This window comes from Luteibacter sp. PvP120 (assembly GCF_054055715.1).
The window spans coordinates 789,632-811,217 of sequence record NZ_JBSRXP010000001.1 but is presented as its reverse complement, the minus strand read 5'-3'; the positions used below and the strand labels follow the sequence as shown (position 1 = coordinate 811,217).

Annotated in this window: 12 protein-coding genes; all 12 read left to right on the top strand. The window is 67.1% G+C overall.

Going from position 1 to position 21,586, the window contains the following annotated elements:
* Positions 1-136: 136 nt before the first annotated feature.
* Positions 137-1,262 (top strand): peptide chain release factor 2 gene (gene prfB / locus ACVKN3_RS03190; RefSeq protein WP_185754325.1). Its coding sequence is split into 2 segments (ribosomal slippage): positions 137-211 and positions 213-1,262, totalling 1,125 coding nucleotides; the frame shifts between segments, so codons are not numbered across the junction.
* 60 nt (positions 1,263-1,322) lie between these two features.
* Entirely contained in the window at positions 1,323-2,855 is a 1,533-nt protein-coding gene (gene lysS / locus ACVKN3_RS03185) for a lysine--tRNA ligase (protein WP_354515932.1), read from the top strand.
* Between the two features lie 25 nt (positions 2,856-2,880).
* Entirely contained in the window at positions 2,881-3,180 is a 300-nt protein-coding gene (locus ACVKN3_RS03180; RefSeq protein WP_036140774.1) for a YciI family protein, read from the top strand.
* Positions 3,177-3,440 (top strand): BolA family protein, encoded by a 264-nt coding sequence (locus tag ACVKN3_RS03175; protein ID WP_285401232.1) that lies wholly within the window; start codon positions 3,177-3,179, stop codon positions 3,438-3,440. Before ACVKN3_RS03180 ends, ACVKN3_RS03175 begins: the two co-directional genes overlap by 4 nt.
* A 67-nt stretch (positions 3,441-3,507) precedes the next feature.
* Positions 3,508-7,008: a chromosome segregation protein SMC gene (smc, locus tag ACVKN3_RS03170; protein ID WP_354515935.1), complete on the top strand. Its 3,501-nt coding sequence runs from the start codon at positions 3,508-3,510 to the stop codon at positions 7,006-7,008.
* 26 nt (positions 7,009-7,034) lie between these two features.
* Positions 7,035-8,147 (top strand): cell division protein ZipA, encoded by a 1,113-nt coding sequence (zipA, locus tag ACVKN3_RS03165; RefSeq protein WP_354515937.1) that lies wholly within the window; start codon positions 7,035-7,037, stop codon positions 8,145-8,147.
* A gap of 1 nt (position 8,148) precedes the next feature.
* Positions 8,149-8,784 (top strand): FMN-binding negative transcriptional regulator, encoded by a 636-nt coding sequence (locus ACVKN3_RS03160; RefSeq protein ID WP_354515939.1) that lies wholly within the window; start codon positions 8,149-8,151, stop codon positions 8,782-8,784.
* Between the two features lie 146 nt (positions 8,785-8,930).
* Positions 8,931-12,212 carry a maltotransferase domain-containing protein gene (locus ACVKN3_RS03155; protein WP_354515941.1) on the top strand — a complete coding sequence of 1,094 codons (3,282 nt, stop codon included), beginning with the start codon at positions 8,931-8,933 and terminating at the stop codon, positions 12,210-12,212.
* Between the two features lie 3 nt (positions 12,213-12,215).
* Positions 12,216-15,533 (top strand): maltose alpha-D-glucosyltransferase, encoded by a 3,318-nt coding sequence (gene treS, locus ACVKN3_RS03150; RefSeq protein ID WP_285401223.1) that lies wholly within the window; start codon positions 12,216-12,218, stop codon positions 15,531-15,533.
* Complete coding sequence (glgB, locus tag ACVKN3_RS03145) at positions 15,530-17,716, top strand: 1,4-alpha-glucan branching protein GlgB (protein WP_354515944.1); 2,187 nt, start codon at positions 15,530-15,532, stop codon at positions 17,714-17,716. The genes treS and glgB overlap by 4 nt, the downstream gene beginning before the upstream one ends.
* A gap of 11 nt (positions 17,717-17,727) precedes the next feature.
* Positions 17,728-19,836, top strand: coding sequence for a glycogen debranching protein GlgX (gene glgX / locus ACVKN3_RS03140; protein ID WP_285401219.1), 2,109 nt, complete (start codon positions 17,728-17,730; stop codon positions 19,834-19,836).
* The gene (gene treZ, locus ACVKN3_RS03135; RefSeq protein WP_354515946.1) at positions 19,833-21,584 is read left to right on the top strand and encodes a malto-oligosyltrehalose trehalohydrolase; all 1,752 of its coding nucleotides are present in this window, start codon (positions 19,833-19,835) and stop codon (positions 21,582-21,584) included. The genes glgX and treZ overlap by 4 nt, the downstream gene beginning before the upstream one ends.
* Positions 21,585-21,586 lie beyond the last annotated feature (2 nt).

Below are 21,586 nucleotides of genomic sequence, written 5' to 3'. Positions count from 1 at the left end.
CTCCTACATTTCCTTAGCCTGGAGGGTCCGGGGCAACCCTTCGCGCACGTGCGTGCGCTCCTACACCTCCTTATTTGCTAGGATTGGTCGCTTTAGCCGGCGCCCTCCGCGCCGGATCAGCCAGGCCAGACACACCATGATCGAGACCAATCCGATCCTTGCGCAGATCGCGGACCTCAAGGGCCGCGTCGAGTCGCTTAGGGGGTATCTTTGACTACGCTGTCAAGAAAGAACGCCTAGAAGAAGTCAACCGCGAGCTGGAAAATCCCAAGATCTGGGATGATCCCAAGCGCGCACAGGAGCTCGGCCGCGAACGCGCCCAGCTCGACGGTATCGTCACCGGCATCGAAGAGATGTCCGGCTCGCTCGACGACTCCAACGAATTGCTCGAGATGGCCGCCGCCGACGGCGACGAGGCCACGGTGCAGTCCATCGTCGACGACCTGAAGAAAGTCGACGCCCGCGTGGGCAAGCTCGAATTCCAGCGCATGTTCTCCGGCGAGCTCGACTCGGCGGCGGCCTTCGTCGATGTCCAGGCCGGCGCCGGCGGTACCGAGGCCCAGGACTGGGCGGAAATCCTCCTGCGCATGTACCTGCGCTGGGCGGAGTCGCGTGGCTGGAAGACCGAGATGATGGAAGTCAGCGCGGGTGAAGTCGCGGGCATCAAGTCCGCCACCTTCCGGGTCGAGGGCGACTACGCCTACGGCTGGCTCAAGACCGAGATCGGCGTGCACCGCCTGGTCCGCAAGAGCCCGTTCGACTCCGACAACCGCCGGCATACCAGCTTCACCTCGGTATTCGTCTCGCCGGAAGTCGACGACAACATCGAGATCGACATCAATCCGGCCGACCTGCGTACGGACGTCTACCGGTCGTCGGGCGCCGGCGGCCAGCACGTCAACAAGACCGAGTCGGCGGTGCGTATCACCCACGTGCCGACCAACACGGTCGTGGCCTGCCAGACCGAGCGCAGCCAGCACGCCAACCGCGACCGCGCGATGAAGATGCTGAAAGCCAAGCTCTACGAACTGGAAGTGCAGAAGCGCAACGCGGAAAAGGACGCCCTGGAAGCCACCAAGTCCGACATCGGCTGGGGCAGCCAGATCCGCAACTACGTGCTCGACCAGTCCCGCATCAAGGACCTGCGCACGGGCATCGAGCGCTCCGACACGCAGAAGGTACTCGACGGCGACCTCGACGAATTCGTCGAGGCCAGCCTGAAGTCCGGCCTCGAGGCCGGCTCCAAGCGCGTCGACGCCTGATCCCACCGGGGGCGCATGGGCGCCTCCGTCTTCCTCCGAAAAGAAGCCACGACCCAAGCCATGACCGAAAACGCCAACGCCGAAGCCTCCGCGACCGCCGCCGACGAGAACCGCCTCATCGCCGAGCGCCGCGAGAAACTGAAAGCGCTGCGTGCGCAGGGCATCGCCTATCCCAACGACTTCAAGGTCGACAGCTTCGCGGGTGACCTGCAGGACGAATTCGCCGACAAGGACACCTGGACGGCCGAAGCCATCGAGGCCGCGCCGCGTCGGGTCGCCGTGGCCGGTCGCATCATCCTCATGCGCGGGCAGGGCAAGGTCAGCTTCGTGCAGATGCAGGACGGCACCGGCCGCATCCAGCTGTTCGTCCACCAGGGCACCGTGGGCGAAGAGGGCTACAACACCTTCAAGCGCTGGGACCTGGGCGATATCGTGGGCGCCGAAGGCGTGCTGATGCGGACCAAGACCGGCGAGCTGTCGATCAAGGTCGAGACCGTCCGCCTGCTGACCAAGTCGCTGCGCGGCCTGCCGGACAAGCACCACGGCCTGGCCGACGTGGAGCAGCGCTATCGCCAGCGCTATGTGGACCTGATCGTCACCGAGGAGTCGCGCCGCACCTTCGCGCTGCGCTCGAAGATCATCAGCCACGTGCGCCGCTGGCTGGAAGCCGAACCGCGCCGCTTCATGGAAGTGGAAACCCCGATGATGCACGTGATCCCGGGCGGTGCCACCGCGCGTCCGTTCACCACGCATCACAACGCGCTGGATATCCCGCTGTTCCTGCGCGTGGCGCCGGAGTTGTACCTCAAGCGCCTGGTGGTCGGCGGCTTCGACCGCGTCTACGAGATCAATCGCAATTTCCGCAACGAGGGTGTGTCCACGCGGCACAACCCCGAGTTCACGATGCTCGAGCTGTACCAGGCGTATGCCACGTACCACGAGATCATGGACCTCACCGAGGGCATGATCCGCACGGCGGCCACCGAGGTCATCGGCAACACGGTAATCGAGTGGGATGGCGCCTCCGTCGACGTGGGCCCGGCCTTCCGCCGCTGGCGCATGGAAGACGCCGTGCTGGAACTGAACCCCGAGATCAAGCCGGCCGACCTGCGCGACCGCGCCGCCATGGCCGCGCACGCCGCGCGCCTGAAGATCCAGGTGAAGCCGTCGTACGGCTGGGGCAAGCTGCTGCTGGAGATCTTCGAGGCCACCGTGGAGCACACGCTGATCCAGCCCACCTTCATTACCGACCACCCGGTGGAGGTCTCGCCGCTGGCCCGCGAGAGCGATACCGACAAGGGCATCACCGATCGCTTCGAGCTGTTCATCAACGGCAAGGAGATCGCCAACGGCTTTTCGGAGCTCAACGACTCCGAAGACCAGGCTGCGCGCTTCCAGGCCCAGGTGGACGCCAAGGATGCCGGCGACGACGAGGCCATGCACTACGATGCCGACTACATCCGCGCGCTGGAGGTGGGCCTGCCGCCCACCGGTGGCCTCGGCGTCGGCATCGATCGCCTCGTCATGCTGCTGACCGGCTCGTCGTCCATCCGCGACGTGCTGCTGTTCCCGACCATGCGCCCTGAGGCCTGACCGGCCTCGCCCACGGAGACATCCCATGTTCTACGCCATTGTCGCGCTCGACCACCCGAATTCGCTGGAAAAGCGCCTTGCCGCGCGCCCGGCGCACCTTGCACGCCTGAATGCCCTGAAAGACGAAGGCCGCCTCAAGCTGGCCGGCCCGTTCCCGGCCATCGATGCGAACGACCCGGGCGAGGCCGGCTATACCGGCAGCATGATCGTGGCGGAGTTCACCGACCTGGCCGCCGCCGAGGCCTGGGCCAAGGCCGATCCGTACGTCGAGGCGGGCGTTTACCGCGATGTCAGCGTGCGGCCGTTCCGCGCCGTGCTGCCGTGACGGTCGAAAAGGTCGAGCGAATCCGGGCCCTGCTGACCGCGGCGCTGGCCCCGGTGGAGCTGGACGTGATCGACGAGGGCCACAAGCACGCCGGGCACGCGGGTGAGGGCAGGGGGCACTTCTTCGCCCGCATCGTCAGCCCGGCCTTCGCCGGCACCAACCCCATCCAGCGCCATCGCATGGTCTATGCCGCCCTTGCCGAGATGATGCCCGACGGCATCCACGCGCTGGCGATCGAGGCCAGGGCCCCCGGCGAATAAGCCAAAGTCGCTACACTCCCGGTTATCGGTTGTAGGAGCTCGCGGCCGCGTCCCCACGGAAACCATCATGCGTCTGACCACGATCAAGCTGGCGGGATTCAAGTCGTTCGTCGACCCCACCACGCTGCACCTGCCCACCAACATGACCGGCGTCGTCGGGCCGAACGGCTGCGGCAAGTCCAACATCATCGACGCCATCCGCTGGGTCATGGGCGAGTCCGCGGCAAGCCGCCTGCGCGGCGACTCGCTCACCGACGTCATCTTCTCCGGCTCCAGCGCGCGCAAGCCCGTCGGCCAGGCCGCGGTCGAACTCATCTTCGACAACAGCGACGGCACCATCCAGGGCGAGTACGCCAGCTTCGCCGAGATCTCGGTCAAGCGCATCGTCAGCCGCGACGGCCAGTCGTCCTATCACCTCAATGGCGCGCGCTGCCGCCGGCGCGACATCACCGATCTCTTCCTGGGTACCGGCCTGGGCCCGCGGTCCTACTCGATCATCGAGCAGGGCATGATCAGCCAGATCATCGAGGCGGCCCCCGAAGAATTGCGCACGCACCTGGAGGAAGCCGCCGGCATCTCCAAGTACAAGGAGCGTCGCAAGGAAACCGAGAGCCGCATCAAGGCCACGCGCGAGAACCTCGACCGCGTGCGCGACGTGCGCGACGAGGTCGACAAGCAGCTGGACCACCTGAACCGGCAGGCCCGCGCGGCCGAGCGCTGGAAGGCCTTCAAGGAAGAACACACCCGCCGTGAGGCCGAGCTGCGCGCGCTGGAATACCGCACGCTGCACCGGCGCCACGAGGGCGAGGGCTCCGGCCTGCGCGAGGCCGAACTCGAAATCGAGAAGCACCTGGCCGGGCAGCGCCAGGTGGAAGCCCAGATGGAAAGCGTGCGCGAGCGTCACCAGGGCGCCAGCGAGCACCTGAACCAGGTGCAGGCCGAGGTGTACAAGGTGGGCGCGGAAATCGCCCGCGTCGAGCAACAGGTGCGCCACAACCGCGACCTGAGCGAGCGGCTGACCCGCGCCCGCGCGGATGCCGAGCGCGAATTCGAGGAACTGCAGGGCCATATCGGTGCCGACCGCGAGCAGGTGGAAACCCTGCGCATGGCGCTGGCCGAGGGCGAGCCGAAGCTCGAATCGCTGCAGCAGATGCAGGATGAAACGAGCGACGCCATGCGTGCCACCGAGGCGAAGCTGGCCGACTGGCAGCAGCGCTGGGACACCCATACCCGCGGCGCATCGGAATCCAGCCGCGCGGCCGAGGTGGAGCGGACCAAGCTCGCCTACCTCGACCGGCAGACGGTCGACCTGTCGCGCCGCAAGGACGCCCTGGAGACCGAACAACGCGCCACGGACATCGCTGCCCTCGACGCCGCGGCGGAACAGCTCGATACCGAACACGACACGCAGCGCGAGCGCGTGGAGCACCTGGGCGGCGTGCTCGACCAGCACAAGGTGGCCTACGAGCGCGTGCTGGACGAAGAGCGCCAGGTGCAGACCGCGCTGAACGACGGTCGTCAGCAGCTGCAGACCGCGCGCGGCCGCCAGGCCTCGCTCGAAGCCCTGCAGAGCGCCGCGCTGGGCCAGGAGGAAACCGCCGCCAGCGGCTGGCTGGCGCGCCTGGGGCTGGATCGCTCGCGCCGCCTGGGCGAGTCGCTGCAGGTGGATGCCGGCTACGAATCGGCCGTGGAAACCGTGCTGGCGGGCCTGCTCGACGGCGTGCTGGTGGATGCGCCGGAAGCGCTGGTGCCCGAATTCGAGGCGCTGGGCCAGGCTGATGTCGCCTTGTTCGCCCGGGAAGACGGTGTCGCCGGGCCGGCCGGCACACTGGCCGAGCACGTGCGTGGCCCCGTGGCCGCCATGGCCTTGCTCGCCCGAGTCATGGTCGCGGAATCGGCCGAGGCCGCCGCCGCGCGCGTGGCCACGCTGCAGCCGCACCAGTCGGTCATCACCCGTGATGGCGCCTGGATGGGTCCGGGCTGGGCGCGCGTCCTGCGCGCGCAGGGCAACCAGGTGGGCGTGCTGGCGCGCGAGCGCGAGATCCGCCAGCTGGCCGGCCAGATCGAAACCCTCGAGGCCACGATCGACGAGCGCACCGAGCAACTGGAAGCGCTGCGCGCCAGCAAGTTCGAGACCGAGCGCCAGCGCGACGACGCGCAGCGCGATCTCTACGCGGCGCACCGTCGGTTGTCCGAACTGGCCGGGCAGTTGCAGAGCCACCGCGGCAAGATGGAGACGGCCCGTGCGCGCGCCGAGAAGGTCGGCGGCGAAATATCGGTCATCGTTGACCAGCTGGACGAACTGCAGGGCCAGACCCGCGATGCCCGCGCCCGCCTCGACGAGGCCGTGGGCCTCATGGGCGATCGCGAGGACGAGCGCCGCGGGCTGGAAAACGAGCGCCGCGAGCTGCTGGAGGCACGCGAGGAGGCGCGCATCAACGCGCGCGAAGCGGCCGACCAGTCGCACCAGCTGGCCCTCAGCATGGAATCCAAGCGCTCCGCCCTCGGCTCGCTGGAGCAGGCGCTGGCCCGCCTGGATACCCAGCTGCGCCAGGTCGTGGCCCGGCGTGACGAAATCGACCAGCAGCTGGCCGCGGGCTCCGATCCCATCGCGGAGCTGGAAGCCGAGCGGCAGACCTACCTCGACCAGCGCCTGTTGGTCGATCGCCAGCTGGTGGAGGCACGCCGTGCGCTGGAAGACTGCGACGCGGAATTCCGCCGCCTCGAGCAGGAGCGCCAGCGCGTCGAACACGTGCTGGGCCAGGTGCGCGAAAGCGTGTCCGAAAAGCGCCTGGCGGCGCAGGCATTGCAGCTGCGAGCGGAACAGCTCGCCGAGGCCATCGTCGCCTCCGGCCTCGAACTCGATGCCCTGCTCACCGAATTGCCCGAGGACGCGGAACCGGCGCGCTGGCAGCAGCAGCTGGTCGACCTGTCCGGCAAGATCGCCCGCCTGGAGCCGGTCAACCTGGCCGCCATCCAGGAGCACGCCGAGCAGTCGCAGCGCAAGGAATACCTCGACGCGCAGCTGCTGGACCTGACCAGCGCGATGGAAACTTTGGAAGGCGCGATCAAGAAGATCGACCGCGAAACCCGCCAGCGTTTCAAGGAAACCTTCGACCGGGTCAACGCGGGCGTGCAGGAGCTTTTCCCGCGCCTGTTCGGCGGCGGCCACGCGTATCTCGAACTCACCGGCGACGACCTGCTGGACACCGGCGTGTCGATCATGGCCCGCCCCCCCGGCAAGCGGGTGTCCAACATCACCTTGCTGTCCGGCGGCGAGAAAGCGCTCACCGCGGTCTCGCTGGTGTTTGCCATCTTCGGTCTCAATCCCGCACCGTTCTGCCTGCTGGACGAGGTGGACGCGCCGCTGGACGAAGCCAACGTCGGTCGCTTCTCGGCCATGGTTCGTGAAATGAGCGAGAAGGTGCAATTCATTTTCGTCAGCCACAACAAGGCCACCATGGAGGCCGCGCATCAGCTGTGCGGCGTTACCATGCGCGAGCCGGGTGTCTCCCGCCTCGTCCAGGTGGACCTGGCCGAGGCGTCCAAGCTCGTCGGCGTCGCCTAAGTACCGTTCTTCAAGGAAATCGAACCATGAATCCCGCCATCGGCCTCGCCTGGAACCCCGCCGTGGGCATCCCGATGCTCTTCGTCGGCATCGTCGTGATGGTGCTGCTCTGGCTCTTTGGCCAGCCACGCAAGGAGCAGGGCCGTCGCAAGCCGGTGCCCGAGCAGCCCGGGCGTGCCCGCGAACGTCGCGAGCCCGTGTTCAACGACGGCGACGAGGTTGACGAGGGCGATGAGTTCGACGATCGGGACCACGCCTCCTTCAGTGCGCGCGATGCCGCCCACGAGGTCGTCGACGACGCCAACGATCCACTGTTCAACCCGCGCCCGCGGCATACCGAGCTGGATGTGGACCTGCGTGCGGAGCTGGAGCGCCTTGGCGCCTCGCTGGCCGGGGAGCGTACCGCCTCCGCGGCGCCCCTGGCCGACGACCTCACGGCCCGCGATGCGCACCGTGCCGAGCCGCCGCGTCCGGCCGCGCCGCGCCATGAGCCGCCGCGCCACGAGTCGCAGCGCGTCGAGCCGCGCCTGGACCTCGACCTGCCGTTCGACCTGGACGATCCGCGTGGCACGCACGCCTCCGCCGCTGCGCCCTCACCGGTGCCGCCGCCCCGCCCGCAAGCCCCTGCGCCCGCACCGGCTCCCCCGCGCACGCCGCCGCGCTCCGACCTCGGTCGCCGCCCGCCGAACGCGCCCGTGGAGCGCATCGTCAGCCTCTACGTGGTGGCCCGCGAGGGCAGCCGGTTCAACGGTTCCGACCTGATCGTCGCCGCCGAGAAGGCCGGCCTCGAATTCGGCGACATGGGCATCTACCACCGCCTCGTGGACGGCCATCCCGAGCAGGGGCCGATCTTCAGCGTGGCCAACCTGACCAAGCCTGGCAATTTCGACATGGCGCGCATCGCCACGTTGCAGACGTCCGGCCTGTCGTTCTTCATGGCGCTGCCCGGTCCGGTGCCCGCCCTGGATGCCTGGGACGCCATGCTGCCCACGGCGCAGCGTCTGGGCGAACTGCTCGACGGCCTGGTGCTGGACGAGGAGCGCAACGCCCTCGGGCGTCAGCGCATTGCGCACATCCGCGACGAACTGCGCGGCTGGGACCGCGGCCACGAGGGCGAAGAGATCAAGTTCGGGCACTGACATGTATACCCCGAAGGCGTTCGTCGAAGACCGGCCGCACATCCTGCACGGGGCCATCCGACGTATCGCCTTCGGCACGCTGGTCACCGCGGGGCAGGGTGGCATCGAGGCCAGTCATGTTCCCTTCGTGCTGGCCCCCGACGAAGGTCCGCTGGGCACGCTGTATTGCCATGTGGCCAGATGCAACGACCACGTACACCGCAGCGAGGGCGAGGTCCTGTCGATCTTCGCCGGGCCGCACGCCTATATCTCGCCCAACGGTTATCCGGGCAAGGCCGAGCACCATCGCGAGGTGCCCACCTGGAACTACATCGCCGTCCATGCCTACGGCCCGGCGCATACGTTCACCGACCCTGAGTCGCTGCGCGACCTGCTCGAGCGGCTGACGGCCCAGGCCGAGCACGATGCCACCCAGCCCACACCGTGGCGGGTCGGCGATGCCCCCGACGACTATCTCGCTGCCATGTATCGCGGCATCGTGGGCATCCGCATCCCCATCGCGCGAATGGAGGGAAAATGGAAGCTCGGCCAGAACCGCACGGAGGCCGATCGCCATGGCGCGGCCGCCTTGCTGGCGCAGCGGCAGGGTGACGACGAGCAGGCCGTGGCGGCGCTCATGCGCGATATGGGCGCCTGAACCCCGCGTACGAATCCACGACGCCTGTTCACGCTTCCGAAACACCCCTGTGCGTCACTGTGAAGGTCTTGGCATGTCCGGGATTGGCACGATGCATACATGATGCCCGGCATGCTTGTGATTACCCTTCGAGGAACACGAGTCACATGCCTGCAAGTACGCGTGCACCCTTCCGAATCTACTACCTGCATCCGTTGCTGGCAGGTCCGCTGACCGCGTGGAACGCCTGGATCGAGCATGCCGCCTCGCTCGGCTTCCGCCAGTTGCTGATAGCGCCTCCCTTCGATGCATCGGCCACCGGTGACGTTTTCGTTACACGTGATTTCGATCGTCTTAACACGTCGGTGTCCGACGAAGGCGAGGCCACCGACCGGCTGGCCCAGATTGCCAAGGCATGTCGCAACCACCGCATGGAGTTGTGGCTGGACCTGTCGCTGGACGAGGTGTCCTCGGACGCCCCGGTACGCCAGGCGCATCTCGAGTGGTTCCGTGCCGTGGCCGCCCAGCACGGCACGCCGGACCCCCGCTGGACACCGGCGGAAAGCGACAGCGTGCGTTGGCGTTTCAACGATCCCGACGTGGCCGAGGCGGCCACGCAGTGGTGGGTCGACCGGATGCACCGCTGGACTGCTGCTGGCGTCGAGGGTTTTCGCGTGGTGCACCCGCAACGCCTGCGCGCCGAACGCTGGAAGCCGCTGATCGCAGCCGTGCGTGGCACGCACACCGATGCGGCGGAAGCGGCGTTTCTGGCCTGGACGCCGGGCCTGGCGCCTGAGGATCTCGCCGCTCTGTCCGGCGCGGGCTTCGATGCGGTGGTGTCTTCCGCCAACTGGTGGGATTTCAGGGCGCCCTGGTTCGCGGAGGAGGCGGAGCGCCTTGCCGCGGTGGCACCGGCCGTGGCCTGCGTGGAGGAGCCGTTCGGCCCGCGCTTTGGTGAACAGATGGGCGAGCACAACCAGCTGGAACATGCCCACCAGCGTGCGATCGCCTTCGCCGCCACGTCCCCGGGCGGCTGGATGATGCCGATGGGTTTCGAGTTCGCCCAGCACGAACGCCTCGACCCGCGTCGTGGTCAGCCGGTCACACCGGCATCGCTCGCGCAGGGTGCGATCGTCGACGTGAGCGATACCGTTCGTGCCGCGAATGCGGCCGTGCGCGAGGAGGTGCCGGCGGCACCGTTCGTCGCTGTCGGTCATGGCGTGGCGTCGTTCCTGACCGTGCACGGTCCCGATCCGAGGACCGCCCCCGGCGCGACCCTCACGCTGGTCAACGCCTCGCTGGATCGGGATGCGGTGGTCACCGCGGCGCAGGGACTGGTGGGTGCGGCGACGCACTTCGCCCCGTGGACCTCGGCAGAAGGGCGCAAGGTGTTCGACCAGGGCGACAGCCTGGTGCTGGCACCGGGCGGCGTCCTGACCCTGACAGGACAGCCGGCTGTTCCGGCGAAACGCAAACTGGGAAGCAGCGTGCAGAAAGAATGGCTACAGGCAGCATCGCGAGCGGATCGCGTCATGATCGAGAACGTGCAGCCGGTAGTGGATGCCGGGCGTTTCCCGGCCAAGCGCGTGGTCGGCCAGTCCGTGGACGTCACCGCCGACATTTTCATGGACGGGCATGAGGTGCTGGCCGCACGGCTGCGCTATCGCGCCCAGGACGAACGCGCCTGGCGCGAGGTCGTCATGCAGCCGGTCAACAACGACATCCATGCGGCCAGCTTCGTGCCGACGCGGGTAGGGCGCTACGAGTTCCAGGTCGAGGCATGGCACGATCGCTTCGCCAGCTACCACCACGAAATCGAGGTCAAGCATGCCGCGGGCGTACCGCTGGGCCTGGAACTGGAAGAGGGCCGCCTGATGGTCGAGGCCCGGGCGAAGGACGCCGCCGGCCCGAAGGCCAAGGCGCTGCGCAGCCTGGCGGCATCGCTGGCGAAGGCCGACGACGAGCAACGCCTTGCCTCGTTGCTGGACGAGGCCACCGTCGCCCTCATGATGGCCACCGATCCGCGCGTCCGCGCGTCCGCCACTGAGACGTTCACGCTGGAAGTGGACCGTCGGGAGGCCGGCTTTGCCAGCTGGTACGAATTGTTCCCGCGGTCGATGACCGACGACAAGGCGAAACACGGCACGTTCCGCAACACGATCGCGCGGCTGCCGGCCATCCGCGACATGGGCTTCGACGTGCTGTATTTCCCGCCGATCCATCCGATCGGCAAGGCCTTCCGCAAGGGGCCGAACAACACGCTGACGCCGGGTCCGGACGATCCCGGCAGCCCGTACGCCATCGGTTCGCCGGATGGCGGCCATACGGCGGTGCATCCGCAACTGGGCACGATGGACGATTTCCGCGCGCTGCGCGACGCCGCCCATGAGCACGGCCTGGAGCTGGCGCTGGACTTCGCCATCCAGTGTTCGCAGGACCATCCGTGGCTGAAGGAGCATCCGGAATGGTTCGACTGGCGTCCGGACGGCAGCATCAAGTACGCGGAAAACCCGCCCAAGAAATACCAGGACATCGTCAACGTCGATTTCTACGCGGACGGCGCCATTCCCTCGCTGTGGCAGGCGCTTTGCGACGCCGTGCTGTTCTGGGCGGCCGAAGGCGTGCGCACGTTCCGCGTGGACAACCCGCACACCAAGCCGTTCCCGTTCTGGGAATGGATGATCGGGCGGGTGCGTGCGAAGTATCCGGACGCCCTGTTCCTGTCGGAGGCCTTCACCCGGCCCAAGCCGATGTATCGCCTGGCCAAGGTCGGCTTCAGCCAGTCGTACACCTATTTCACCTGGCGTCACTCCAAGCAGGAGTTCATCGACTACCTGACCGAGCTGACCACGACCGCGCCGAAGGATTTCTTCCGCCCGAACTTCTTCGTCAACACGCCGGATATCAACCCGTACTTCCTGCAGACCTCCGGGCGGCCGGGCTTCCTCATCCGCGCGGCGCTGGCGACGACGCTGTCCGGCCTGTGGGGCATGTATTCGGGCTTCGAGATCTGCGAAGCCGCACCGCTGCCAGGCAAGGAAGAGTACCTGGACTCCGAGAAATTCGAGATCCGCGTGCGCGACTTCGACGCGCCCGGCAACATCGTGGCGGAGATCACCCAGCTCAACCATATCCGCCGCGCCCATCCCGCGCTGCAATCGCATCTGGGCGTGCGCTTCCTGCCATCCGGGAACGACCAGGTGCTGTTCTTCGAAAAGCGCACGCAGAACGATCTCGTGCTGGTCGCCATCAGCCTGGACCCGCACAACGCCCAGTCCTCCGACCTCACGCTGCCGCTGGAAGACTGGGGCCTGGCCCCGGATGCCGCGCTGGACGTCCAGGATCTCCTCCATAACCAACCCATCGCATGGCGCGGTACGCGACAGGACGTCTGGCTCGGCCTCGGCCAGCCTTACGCCGTCTGGCACGTCCGCCTTCCGGGAGTCTGATCCATGGCTACACGTGCCAAAGGCAAGAAGCAGGCGAGCGCCCCCGATTTTTCGAACGACCCGCTCTGGTACAAGGACGCGATCATCTACCAGGTGCACCTGAAGTCGTACTTCGATGCGAACGATGATGGCGTGGGCGATTTCGAAGGCCTGATCCAGAAGCTGGACTACATCGCCGAACTGGGTGTCAACACGCTGTGGTTGCTGCCGTTCTATCCCAGCCCGCGACGTGACGACGGCTACGACATCGCCGAATACAAATCCGTGCATCCGGACTACGGCAAGCTGGCCGACGCCAAGCGGTTCATCGCCGAGGCGCACCGACGCGGCCTGCGCGTCATCACCGAGCTGGTCATCAACCACACGTCCGACCAGCATCCGTGGTTCCAGCGCGCTCGCCTGGCCAAGAAGGGCTCGGCGGCGCGCAACTTCTATGTCTGGTCCGATACCGACCAGGCTTACGATGGCACGCGCATCATCTTCCTCGACACCGAAAAGTCGAACTGGACCTGGGACCCGGTGGCCGGTCAGTACTTCTGGCATCGCTTCTTTTCCCACCAGCCCGACTTGAACTTCGACAATCCGGCGGTGATCAAGGCCGTGCTCGACGTGATGCGGTTCTGGCTTGACCTGGGCGTGGATGGCCTGCGCCTGGATGCGGTGCCGTACCTCATCGAGCGCGAAGGCACCAACAACGAAAACCTGCCCGAGACGCACGACATCCTCAAGCTGATGCGTGCGGAGATCGACCAGCACTACCCGGATCGCATGCTGCTGGCCGAGGCCAACCAGTGGCCGGAAGACACGCAGGATTACTTCGGCAACGGCGACGAATGCCACATGGCGTTCCACTTCCCGCTGATGCCGCGCATGTACATGGCGATCGCCCGCGAGGATCGTTTCCCGATCACCGACATCATGAGGCAGACCCCGGCCATTCCGGAAAACTGCCAGTGGGCGATCTTCCTGCGCAACCACGACGAGTTGACGCTGGAGATGGTGACCGACAACGAGCGCGATTACCTGTGGCAGACCTACGCCGCCGATCGCCGCGCCCGCATCAACCTGGGTATCCGTCGCCGCCTTGCGCCGCTGCTGGAGCGCGATCGCCGGCGCATCGAGCTGATGAATGCGTTGCTGCTGTCGATGCCCGGTACGCCGGTGCTGTACTACGGCGACGAGATCGGCATGGGCGACAACATCCACCTGGGCGACCGTGACGGCGTGCGCACGCCGATGCAGTGGTCGGTCGACCGCAACGGCGGTTTCTCGCGTGCCGATCCGGCCAGCCTGGTGCTGCCGCCGATCATGGATCCGCTGTACGGGTACCAGGCGATCAACGTCGAGGCGCAGGGGCGCGATCCGCATTCCCTGCTGAACTGGACGCGGCGCATGCTGGCCGTGCGCAAGCGCTACAAGGCGTTCGGTCGCGGCACGCTCAAGTTCCTTTACCCGGGCAACCGCAAGGTACTTGCCTACCTGCGCGAGTTCGAGGGCGAGCACCTGCTGTGCGTGGCCAACATGTCGCGCTCACTGCAGGCGGTCGAACTGGACGTGGCCGCCTTCGACGGCCAGGTGCCGATCGAGATCATGGGCGGTTCCTCGTTCCCGCCGATCGGGCAGTTGCCTTACCTGCTGACCCTGCCGCCGTACGGTTTCTACGCGTTCCAGATCTGCGCGAACGCGCAGATGCCCGACTGGCACGAGGTGCCGGCCGAGCCGCTGCCGGACTACGAGACGCTGGTGGTGCGCGGTGCGCTCATCGAAGGTCCGGTCATGGCCCACCATCGTGGCGTGATCGAAACCCAGGTGTTGCCGGGCTACCTCGGCGTGCGTCGCTGGTTCGCCTCGAAGGACCGCGGCATCGCCAGCGCCAGGATTCTGTATGCGGTGCCCTGGCCCGACCATGGTGACGACCTGATCTTTACCGAGGTGGAGGTCAGCCTGGCCGACGGCGGCGTCGAGCAGTACAGCCTGCCGGCCGGTATCGTCTGGGAAGACGAAAATCCCACGGCACGCGCGCAGCAGCTGGCGCTGGCGCGTGTGCGCCGCGGTCGCCGCATCGGCCTGCTTACCGACGGTTTCACCCTGGATGCCTTTGCTTCCGGTCTGCTGATCGGCTTGCGCCAGGGCACCGAACTGCCGGTCAATGGCGGGGTGGTGCGCTTCGAGACCACGGATGCGTTCGCCGGCGTGCATTTCGATGCCGAGATCCCCAGTCGCTGGTTGTCGGCCGAGCAGTCCAACAGCTCCATGATCATGCACGACGCGGGGGTGGTGAAGCTGTTCCGCCGCACCGCCGTGGGTATCAACCCGGAAGTGGAGATGGGCCGCTACCTGACCGAGCGCGGCTACGCCAATACGTCGCCGCTGCTGGGCGAGGTGGTGCGCATCCAGGAAGGCGGCGAACGCACCACGCTTGCCGTGCTGCAGGGTTTCCTGCGTAACCAGGGCGATGCGTGGCGCTGGACGCTCGATTACCTGCGTCGCAGCTACGACGAATACAGCCATTCGGAGGATGCGGCGCGCCAGACGGAAATCGATGGCGGATACGATGCCTTCGCCACGGCCGTGGGCACGCGCCTGGGTGAATTGCACGCGCTGTTGGCACAGCCGTCCGACGTGTCGGCGTTTTCGCCCGAGCGAGCCGGCGACGCGGACGTCAAGGCGGTGCATGACAGCATCCGCGCGCAGATCGCCCGGGCCTTGGCCTCGATCGATCAGCTCAAGGACGTGGCCGAGCCGGCGGCTTCGGACATCGAGTCCCTCCGCGGCGTGGCCGGCGCTCTCGAAGCGCGGGTAGGCAAACTGGCCAGTGCGGGCGTCTCCTCGCTGAAGACGCGTGTCCATGGCGACTTCCATCTCGGCCAGATCCTGGTGGTACAGGACGACGCCTACATCATCGACTTCGAGGGCGAACCGGCGCGAACGCTGGACGAGCGTCGGGCCAAGGGCTCGCCGCTGCGCGATGTGGCCGGCTTCCTGCGATCGCTGGACTATGCCGCTGCCATGGCCCGCCGTGGCGAGGATGGTCTGGCTCCGGTCGAGGACGCCGGCTTCGTCGAGTTTCTCGCGCGGTTCCGCGAGCGTTCGTCGCGCACGTTCCTCGACGCCTACCGTCGCGTGCTCGACGCGGCTCCCGTGCGTTGGGTGGAATCCGATGCCCTCGCGCCGATCGTGGAGCTCTACGTCATCGAGAAGGCTGCCTACGAAGTGAACTATGAAGCCGCGAACCGACCCGGCTGGGTCGACGTGCCGGTGCGTGGACTGCTCCATGCCGCCCGCGGCGACATGTCCAACGAACTGAAGGATGCGACGTGACTGATCCCCGTACCTACGGCCTGACCGATACCGCCGCCGTCGATGCGCTCGTCGACGGGCGTCATGGCGACCCCTTCGCGTTGCTCGGCGCGCACACCGTGGACGGGCGCCGCGTGGTGCGCACGCTGCAACCGGGCGCGCAGGGCGTCGAGCTGATCGACGGCAACGGCCACACGCTGGGCCAGCTGCAACGCGTGCATGACGTTGGCCTGTTTGCCGGCTTCCCGGACTCCGATGCGGCGTATCGACTGCGCATCCACTGGCCGTCGGCCACGCAGGAGATCGACGACGCCTATCGTTTCGGCAACCTGCTGGGCGACGACGACCTGGCGCGGCTCTCCGCGGGAACGCATACCGAGCTGTTCCTCTGCCTGGGCGCCCACCCCATGACCATCGACGGCGTGGCCGGCGTGCGTTTCGCGGTCTGGGCGCCCAATGCGCAGCGCGTCAGCGTCGTGGGCGACTTCAACAGCTGGGATGGTCGTCGGTTGCCGATGCGCAAGCGCGTGCCGGCTGGCGTGTGGGAGCTGTTCGTGCCGAGCCTGCTGCCCGGTGCGCGCTACAAGTACGAGATCTGGGGCGCCGACGGCTCGGTGCTGCAGCGGGCGGATCCGGTGGCATTGTCCGCCGAACTGCCGCCGTCCACGGCGTCGATCGTCGCCGACCCCACCGCCTTCCGCTGGACCGACGACGAGTGGCTGCGTCGACGCGGTGCCATGCATCACGCCGGGTCGCCGCTGTCGATCTACGAAGTGCACGCCGGCTCCTGGCTGCGTGGCGAGGACGGACGCGAACTGCAGTGGGACGAGTTGGGCGAACGCCTTATTCCCTACGTGGCCGGCATGGGTTTCAGTCATATCGAACTGCTGCCGGTATCGGAGCATCCGTTCGGCGGATCGTGGGGCTACCAGCCGCTGGGCCAGTTCGCGCCGGCGTCGCGCTTCGGCACGCCGGAAGCCTTCGCCCGTTTCGTGGACCGCTGCCACGAGGCCGGGGTGGGCGTCATCGTCGACTGGGTGCCTGCCCATTTCCCCACGGATATCCACGGTCTGGCGCATTTCGACGGCACGCCGTTGTATGAACATGCCGACCCGCGCGAGGGCTTCCATCAGGACTGGAACACGCTGATCTACAACCTGGGGCGCAACGAGGTGTCTGCGTTCCTGGTGGCCAGCGCACTGGCGTGGCTGGAACGATTCCATATCGACGGCCTGCGCGTGGATGCGGTGGCCTCCATGCTGTATCGCGATTACTCGCGCAAGCACGGCGAATGGGTGCCCAACCAGTACGGTGGTCGCGAGAACCTGGAATCCATCGCCTTCCTGCGCCGGGTCAACCAGCTCGTGGCCGAGCGCCATCCCGACTGCATGACCATCGCCGAGGAATCCACGGCCTGGCCGGGCGTGACGCAGCCGGTGGAGCAGGGCGGCCTTGGCTTCGACTTCAAGTGGAACATGGGCTGGATGCACGACTCGCTGGAATACATGTCGCGCGACCCGCTGTACCGCCAGTACCACCATGGCGAGATGACCTTCAGCATGGTCTATGCGTATTCCGAGAAGTTCGTGCTGCCGCTGTCGCACGATGAAGTGGTGCACGGCAAGCGTTCGCTGCTGGGCCGGATGCCCGGCGACGAATGGCAGCGTTTCGCCAACCTTCGCGCCTATTACGGGTTCATGTGGGCGCACCCGGGCAAGAAGCTGCTGTTCACGGGCGCGGAAATCGCCCAGCCGCACGAGTGGAACCACGACGCCCAGATCGCCTGGGAACTGCTGGATTCCCCCTTGCACCTGGGCGTGCAGAAGACCGTGCGCGACCTCAACCACCTCTATGCCGCCACGCCGGCCCTGCACGCGTGGGATGCCGATCCGCGCGGTTTCCGCTGGGTGGTCGGCGACGATGCCGGGCAGAGCGTGTTCGCCTGGCTGCGCTTTGCCGAGGGTGGCCGCCCGGCCCTGGTGGTGAGTAACATGACGCCCACGCCGCGGCACGGTTTCCGCCTCGGCGTGCCCGAAGGCGGGCGCTGGCGCGAGGCCTTCAATTCCGATGCCGTCGACTACGGCGGTTCGGGCGTGGGTAACGAGGGGGCGCGGCATGCCGAGGCCGTACCCGCCCACGGTTTCGACCATTCGCTGGTGGCGAGCCTGCCGCCACTGTCCACGGTCATCTTCGTGGCCGACTGACGAGGAATCCGATGCCTGCACTTCCCGAGCGCATGCAGTCCGGCACGCCGCACCCCCTGGGTGCCACGTGCGACGGCATGGGCACGAACTTCGCGGTGTTTTCCGCCCACGCGGAACGCATCGAGCTCTGTCTCTTCGATCCCTCCGGCAAGCGCGAGATCGCTCGCTACGACCTCCCCGAGTGTACGGACGAGGTCTTCCACGGTTACCTGCCACGCGTACGTGGCGGCACGCTGTACGGCTTCCGCGCGCATGGCCCCTATGCGCCGGAAGAGGGGCACCGCTTCAATCCCAACAAGCTGCTGCTGGACCCCTATGCGCGCCTGCTGCACGGCCAGGTACGCTGGTCCGATGCGTTGCACGGTTACCGCGTGGCCTCGCCACGCGCGGATCTGTCGTTCGACCGGCGAGACAGCGCCGCGGCCATGCCCAAGGCCGTGGTCGTCGACGAGCCGATGCACTGGACGCACAACCATCGTCCGCATACGCCGTGGAACGAGACGATCATCTACGAGACCCACCTGAAGGGCATCACGCGGATGCTGCATCGCATCCGCCCGCACGAGCGGGGCACCTTCATCGCGCTGGCCGATCCCTACGTCATCGACTACCTGGTCAAGCTGGGCATCACCGCGGTGGAACTGCTGCCGGTGCACGCGTTCCTGCAGGATCGCCGCCTGGCCGAGATGAAGCTGCGCAATTACTGGGGCTACAACACCCTTGCGTTCTTTGCACCGGAGCCCGCCTATCTCGCCGAGGGTGCGCTGAACGAGATCCGCGCCGCCGTGCAGGCCCTGCATGCCGCCGGTATCGAGGTCATCCTGGACGTGGTCTACAACCACACCTGCGAAGGCAGCGAGCTGGGCACCACCATGTCGTTCCGCGGGCTGGACAACAAGAGCTACTACCGCCTGATGCCGGACAATCCGCGTTACTGCATCAACGACACGGGTACCGGCAACACCGTCAACACGGCGCATCCGCGCGTGATCCAGCTGGTGATGGATTCCCTTCGCTACTGGGTACAGACCTTCCACGTGGACGGTTTCCGCTTCGACCTGGGGGTGAGCCTGGGCCGTGAGGAGCACGGCTTCGATCCGTGCTGCGGCCTGTTCGATGCGATGCGCCAGGACCCGGTGCTGGCCAACGTCAAGCTGATCTCCGAACCCTGGGACATCGGGCCCGGCGGCTACCAGCTGGGCAACCATCCGCCAGGCTTCGCGGAGTGGAACGGACAGTTCCGCGACGATATCCGCCGGTTCTGGAAGGGCGACTCCAACATGCGCGGTGCGCTGGCCGGCCGCCTGCAGGCCTCCGGCGAACTTTTCGACCACCAGAAGCGCAAGCCGTGGGCGTCGGTCAACTTCATCACGGCCCACGACGGGTTCACGCTGCAGGACCTGGTCAGCTACAACGACAAACATAACGACGCCAACGGTGAAGACAACCGGGACGGCGGCAACGACAACGAAAGCTTCAACCACGGCGTCGAGGGCCCAACGGACGACCCGGCCATCCGTCTGCAGCGCGACCGGCAGAAGCGGGCCATGCTGGCCACGCTGTTCTTCTCGCACGGCACGCCCATGTTGCTGGGCGGCGACGAGTTCGGCCGCACCCAGCACGGCAACAACAACGCCTATTGCCAGGATACCGAGCTGTCGTGGTACGACTGGAAACTGGCCACGTCCGATGGTGGGCGTGAGCTGACCGAGTTCGTCGCGCGGCTGGTTCGCCTGCGCGAGCAGCATCCCACGCTGCGCGCCGCGCACTTCCTCCGCGGCGACACCGAGGTGGCCCCGGGCATGCGCGAAGTCGCGTGGTTCGACGAGAGCGGCGCGGAGATGACCCTGGAGACCTGGGGCTACACCGAGGGCCGCCTGCTTGCCTTGCGACGTGCCCAGGTGCATGCCGAAAAACGTGCCGACGTGACCCTGATCCTGGTCAACGCCACGCCGGAAACGCACCTCTTTCATTTGCCGCAGCCCGCCGCGAACTGGCGGCTGCGTTGCAACACTGCCGCGCCACTGGCGCCGGAGCTACCGTGGACCGAACCGACGATCGACGTGGAGGGCAGGAGCGTGGTGCTGCTGGCGGCAACGGTACGGACGGAGCCGGCATGACCCGCGACTACGCGCACACCATGCCGTACGGTGCGCAACTCACGGGGGAGGGCACCGCACGCTTCCGGCTCTGGGCACCCGACGCCGAGGAGGTTTCAATCGAATGCGATACGGGACAGGCCTCGACGATGCGCGCCCTGGACGACGGCTGGTTCGAGTGCATCTGTCCCGCGGAAGCGGGCACCGGATACCGGTTCCGCCTGGCCGACGGCACGGTCGTCCCGGACCCGGCGTCGCGCCGCCAGCGCGGCGGTGACGTGCACGGCTACAGCGTGGTGGTCGACCCGCGCGCGTTCTCATGGCGGCATACCGCCTGGCAGGGCCGGCCGTGGCACGAAACCATCCTCTACGAACTGCATGTCGGCGCCCTGGGCGGGTTTCACGGCGTGGAGATGATGCTGCCGCACCTGGTCTCGCTAGGCATCACCGCCATCGAACTCATGCCGATCGGCGAATTCCCCGGCGAGCGCAACTGGGGCTATGACGGCGTGCTGCCGTATGCGCCCGCCGACGCGTACGGCTCGCCCGATGACCTGAAGTCGTTGATCGATACGGCCCACGGGCTGGGCCTCATGGTCTTCCTCGACGTGGTCTACAACCACTTCGGTCCGGACGGCAATTACCTTGGCGCCTATGCGTCGCCGTTCTTCGATGCATCGGTGCATACGCCATGGGGTGCCGCTATCGGGGTCGCCCTGCCCCAGGTGGGCGACTTCTTCGTGCACAACGCCCTGTACTGGATCGAGGAGTTCCGCTTCGACGGCCTGCGCTTCGACGCCGTGCACGCCATCGGCAACCCCGGCTGGCTCGCCTCGCTGGCCGCGCGTGTGCATGCGGCCGTCGGGCCGGAGCGGCACGTGCACCTGGTGCTGGAGAACGAGGCCAACCAGGCCAGCCTGCTCGGACGGGGTCGTTTCGATGCGCAGTGGAACGACGATTTCCACAACGCCCTGCACGCGCTGCTCACCGGCGAGGACGAGGGCTACTACCAGCATTACCATCCGGCGTTGCCGAAGCTGTTGCGCAGCCTGCAGGAGGGCTTCGTCTTCCAGGGCGAGGCCATGGGTGGCAAGCGCCGGGGTGAGTCCAGCGCGCACCTGCCGCCCAGCCGTTTCGTCAACTTCCTGCAGAACCATGACCAGGTCGGCAATCGTGCCTTCGGCGATCGCCTGACCACGCTGGTGCACGCGGAGACGATGGACGCGGCGCTGGCCCTGTTGCTGTTGGCGCCCTTCGTGCCGATGCTGTTCATGGGCGAGGAATGGGCCAGCCGTACGCCATTCCTGTTCTTCACCGATTTCCAGGATGACGACCTGCGCAAGGCCGTGCGCGACGGCCGGCGCCGGGAATTCGAGGCATTCACCAGTTTTGGCGGTGAGGAAATTCCCGATCCCAACGCCTACGACACGTTTACCGCGTCCATTCCCGTTCGCGAGGAAGGCGCTGGCGAAGCGCGGCGCCACCTGCTGAAGGAGCTGATCGCGCAGCGGAACAAGCACGTGGCGCCGCATATCGGCGAAGCCACCGCCAGCGGTGCGGAGGCCCTGGGCGATCGCGCCTTCCGTGCCGCATGGAAACTGGGTGCGGCTACGCTGACCCTGTACGTCAACCTCGGCGACACCGACATCACGATCCAGCAGCCACCATCGCCGTCCGCGGCCTGGCTGCACGGCGATGCCGCGGACGTCGCTTCCGTTTCGCGCGGGTCCATTCCGGCCCGTCGCACCGTCGCCTGCCTGGAGTCCTGATC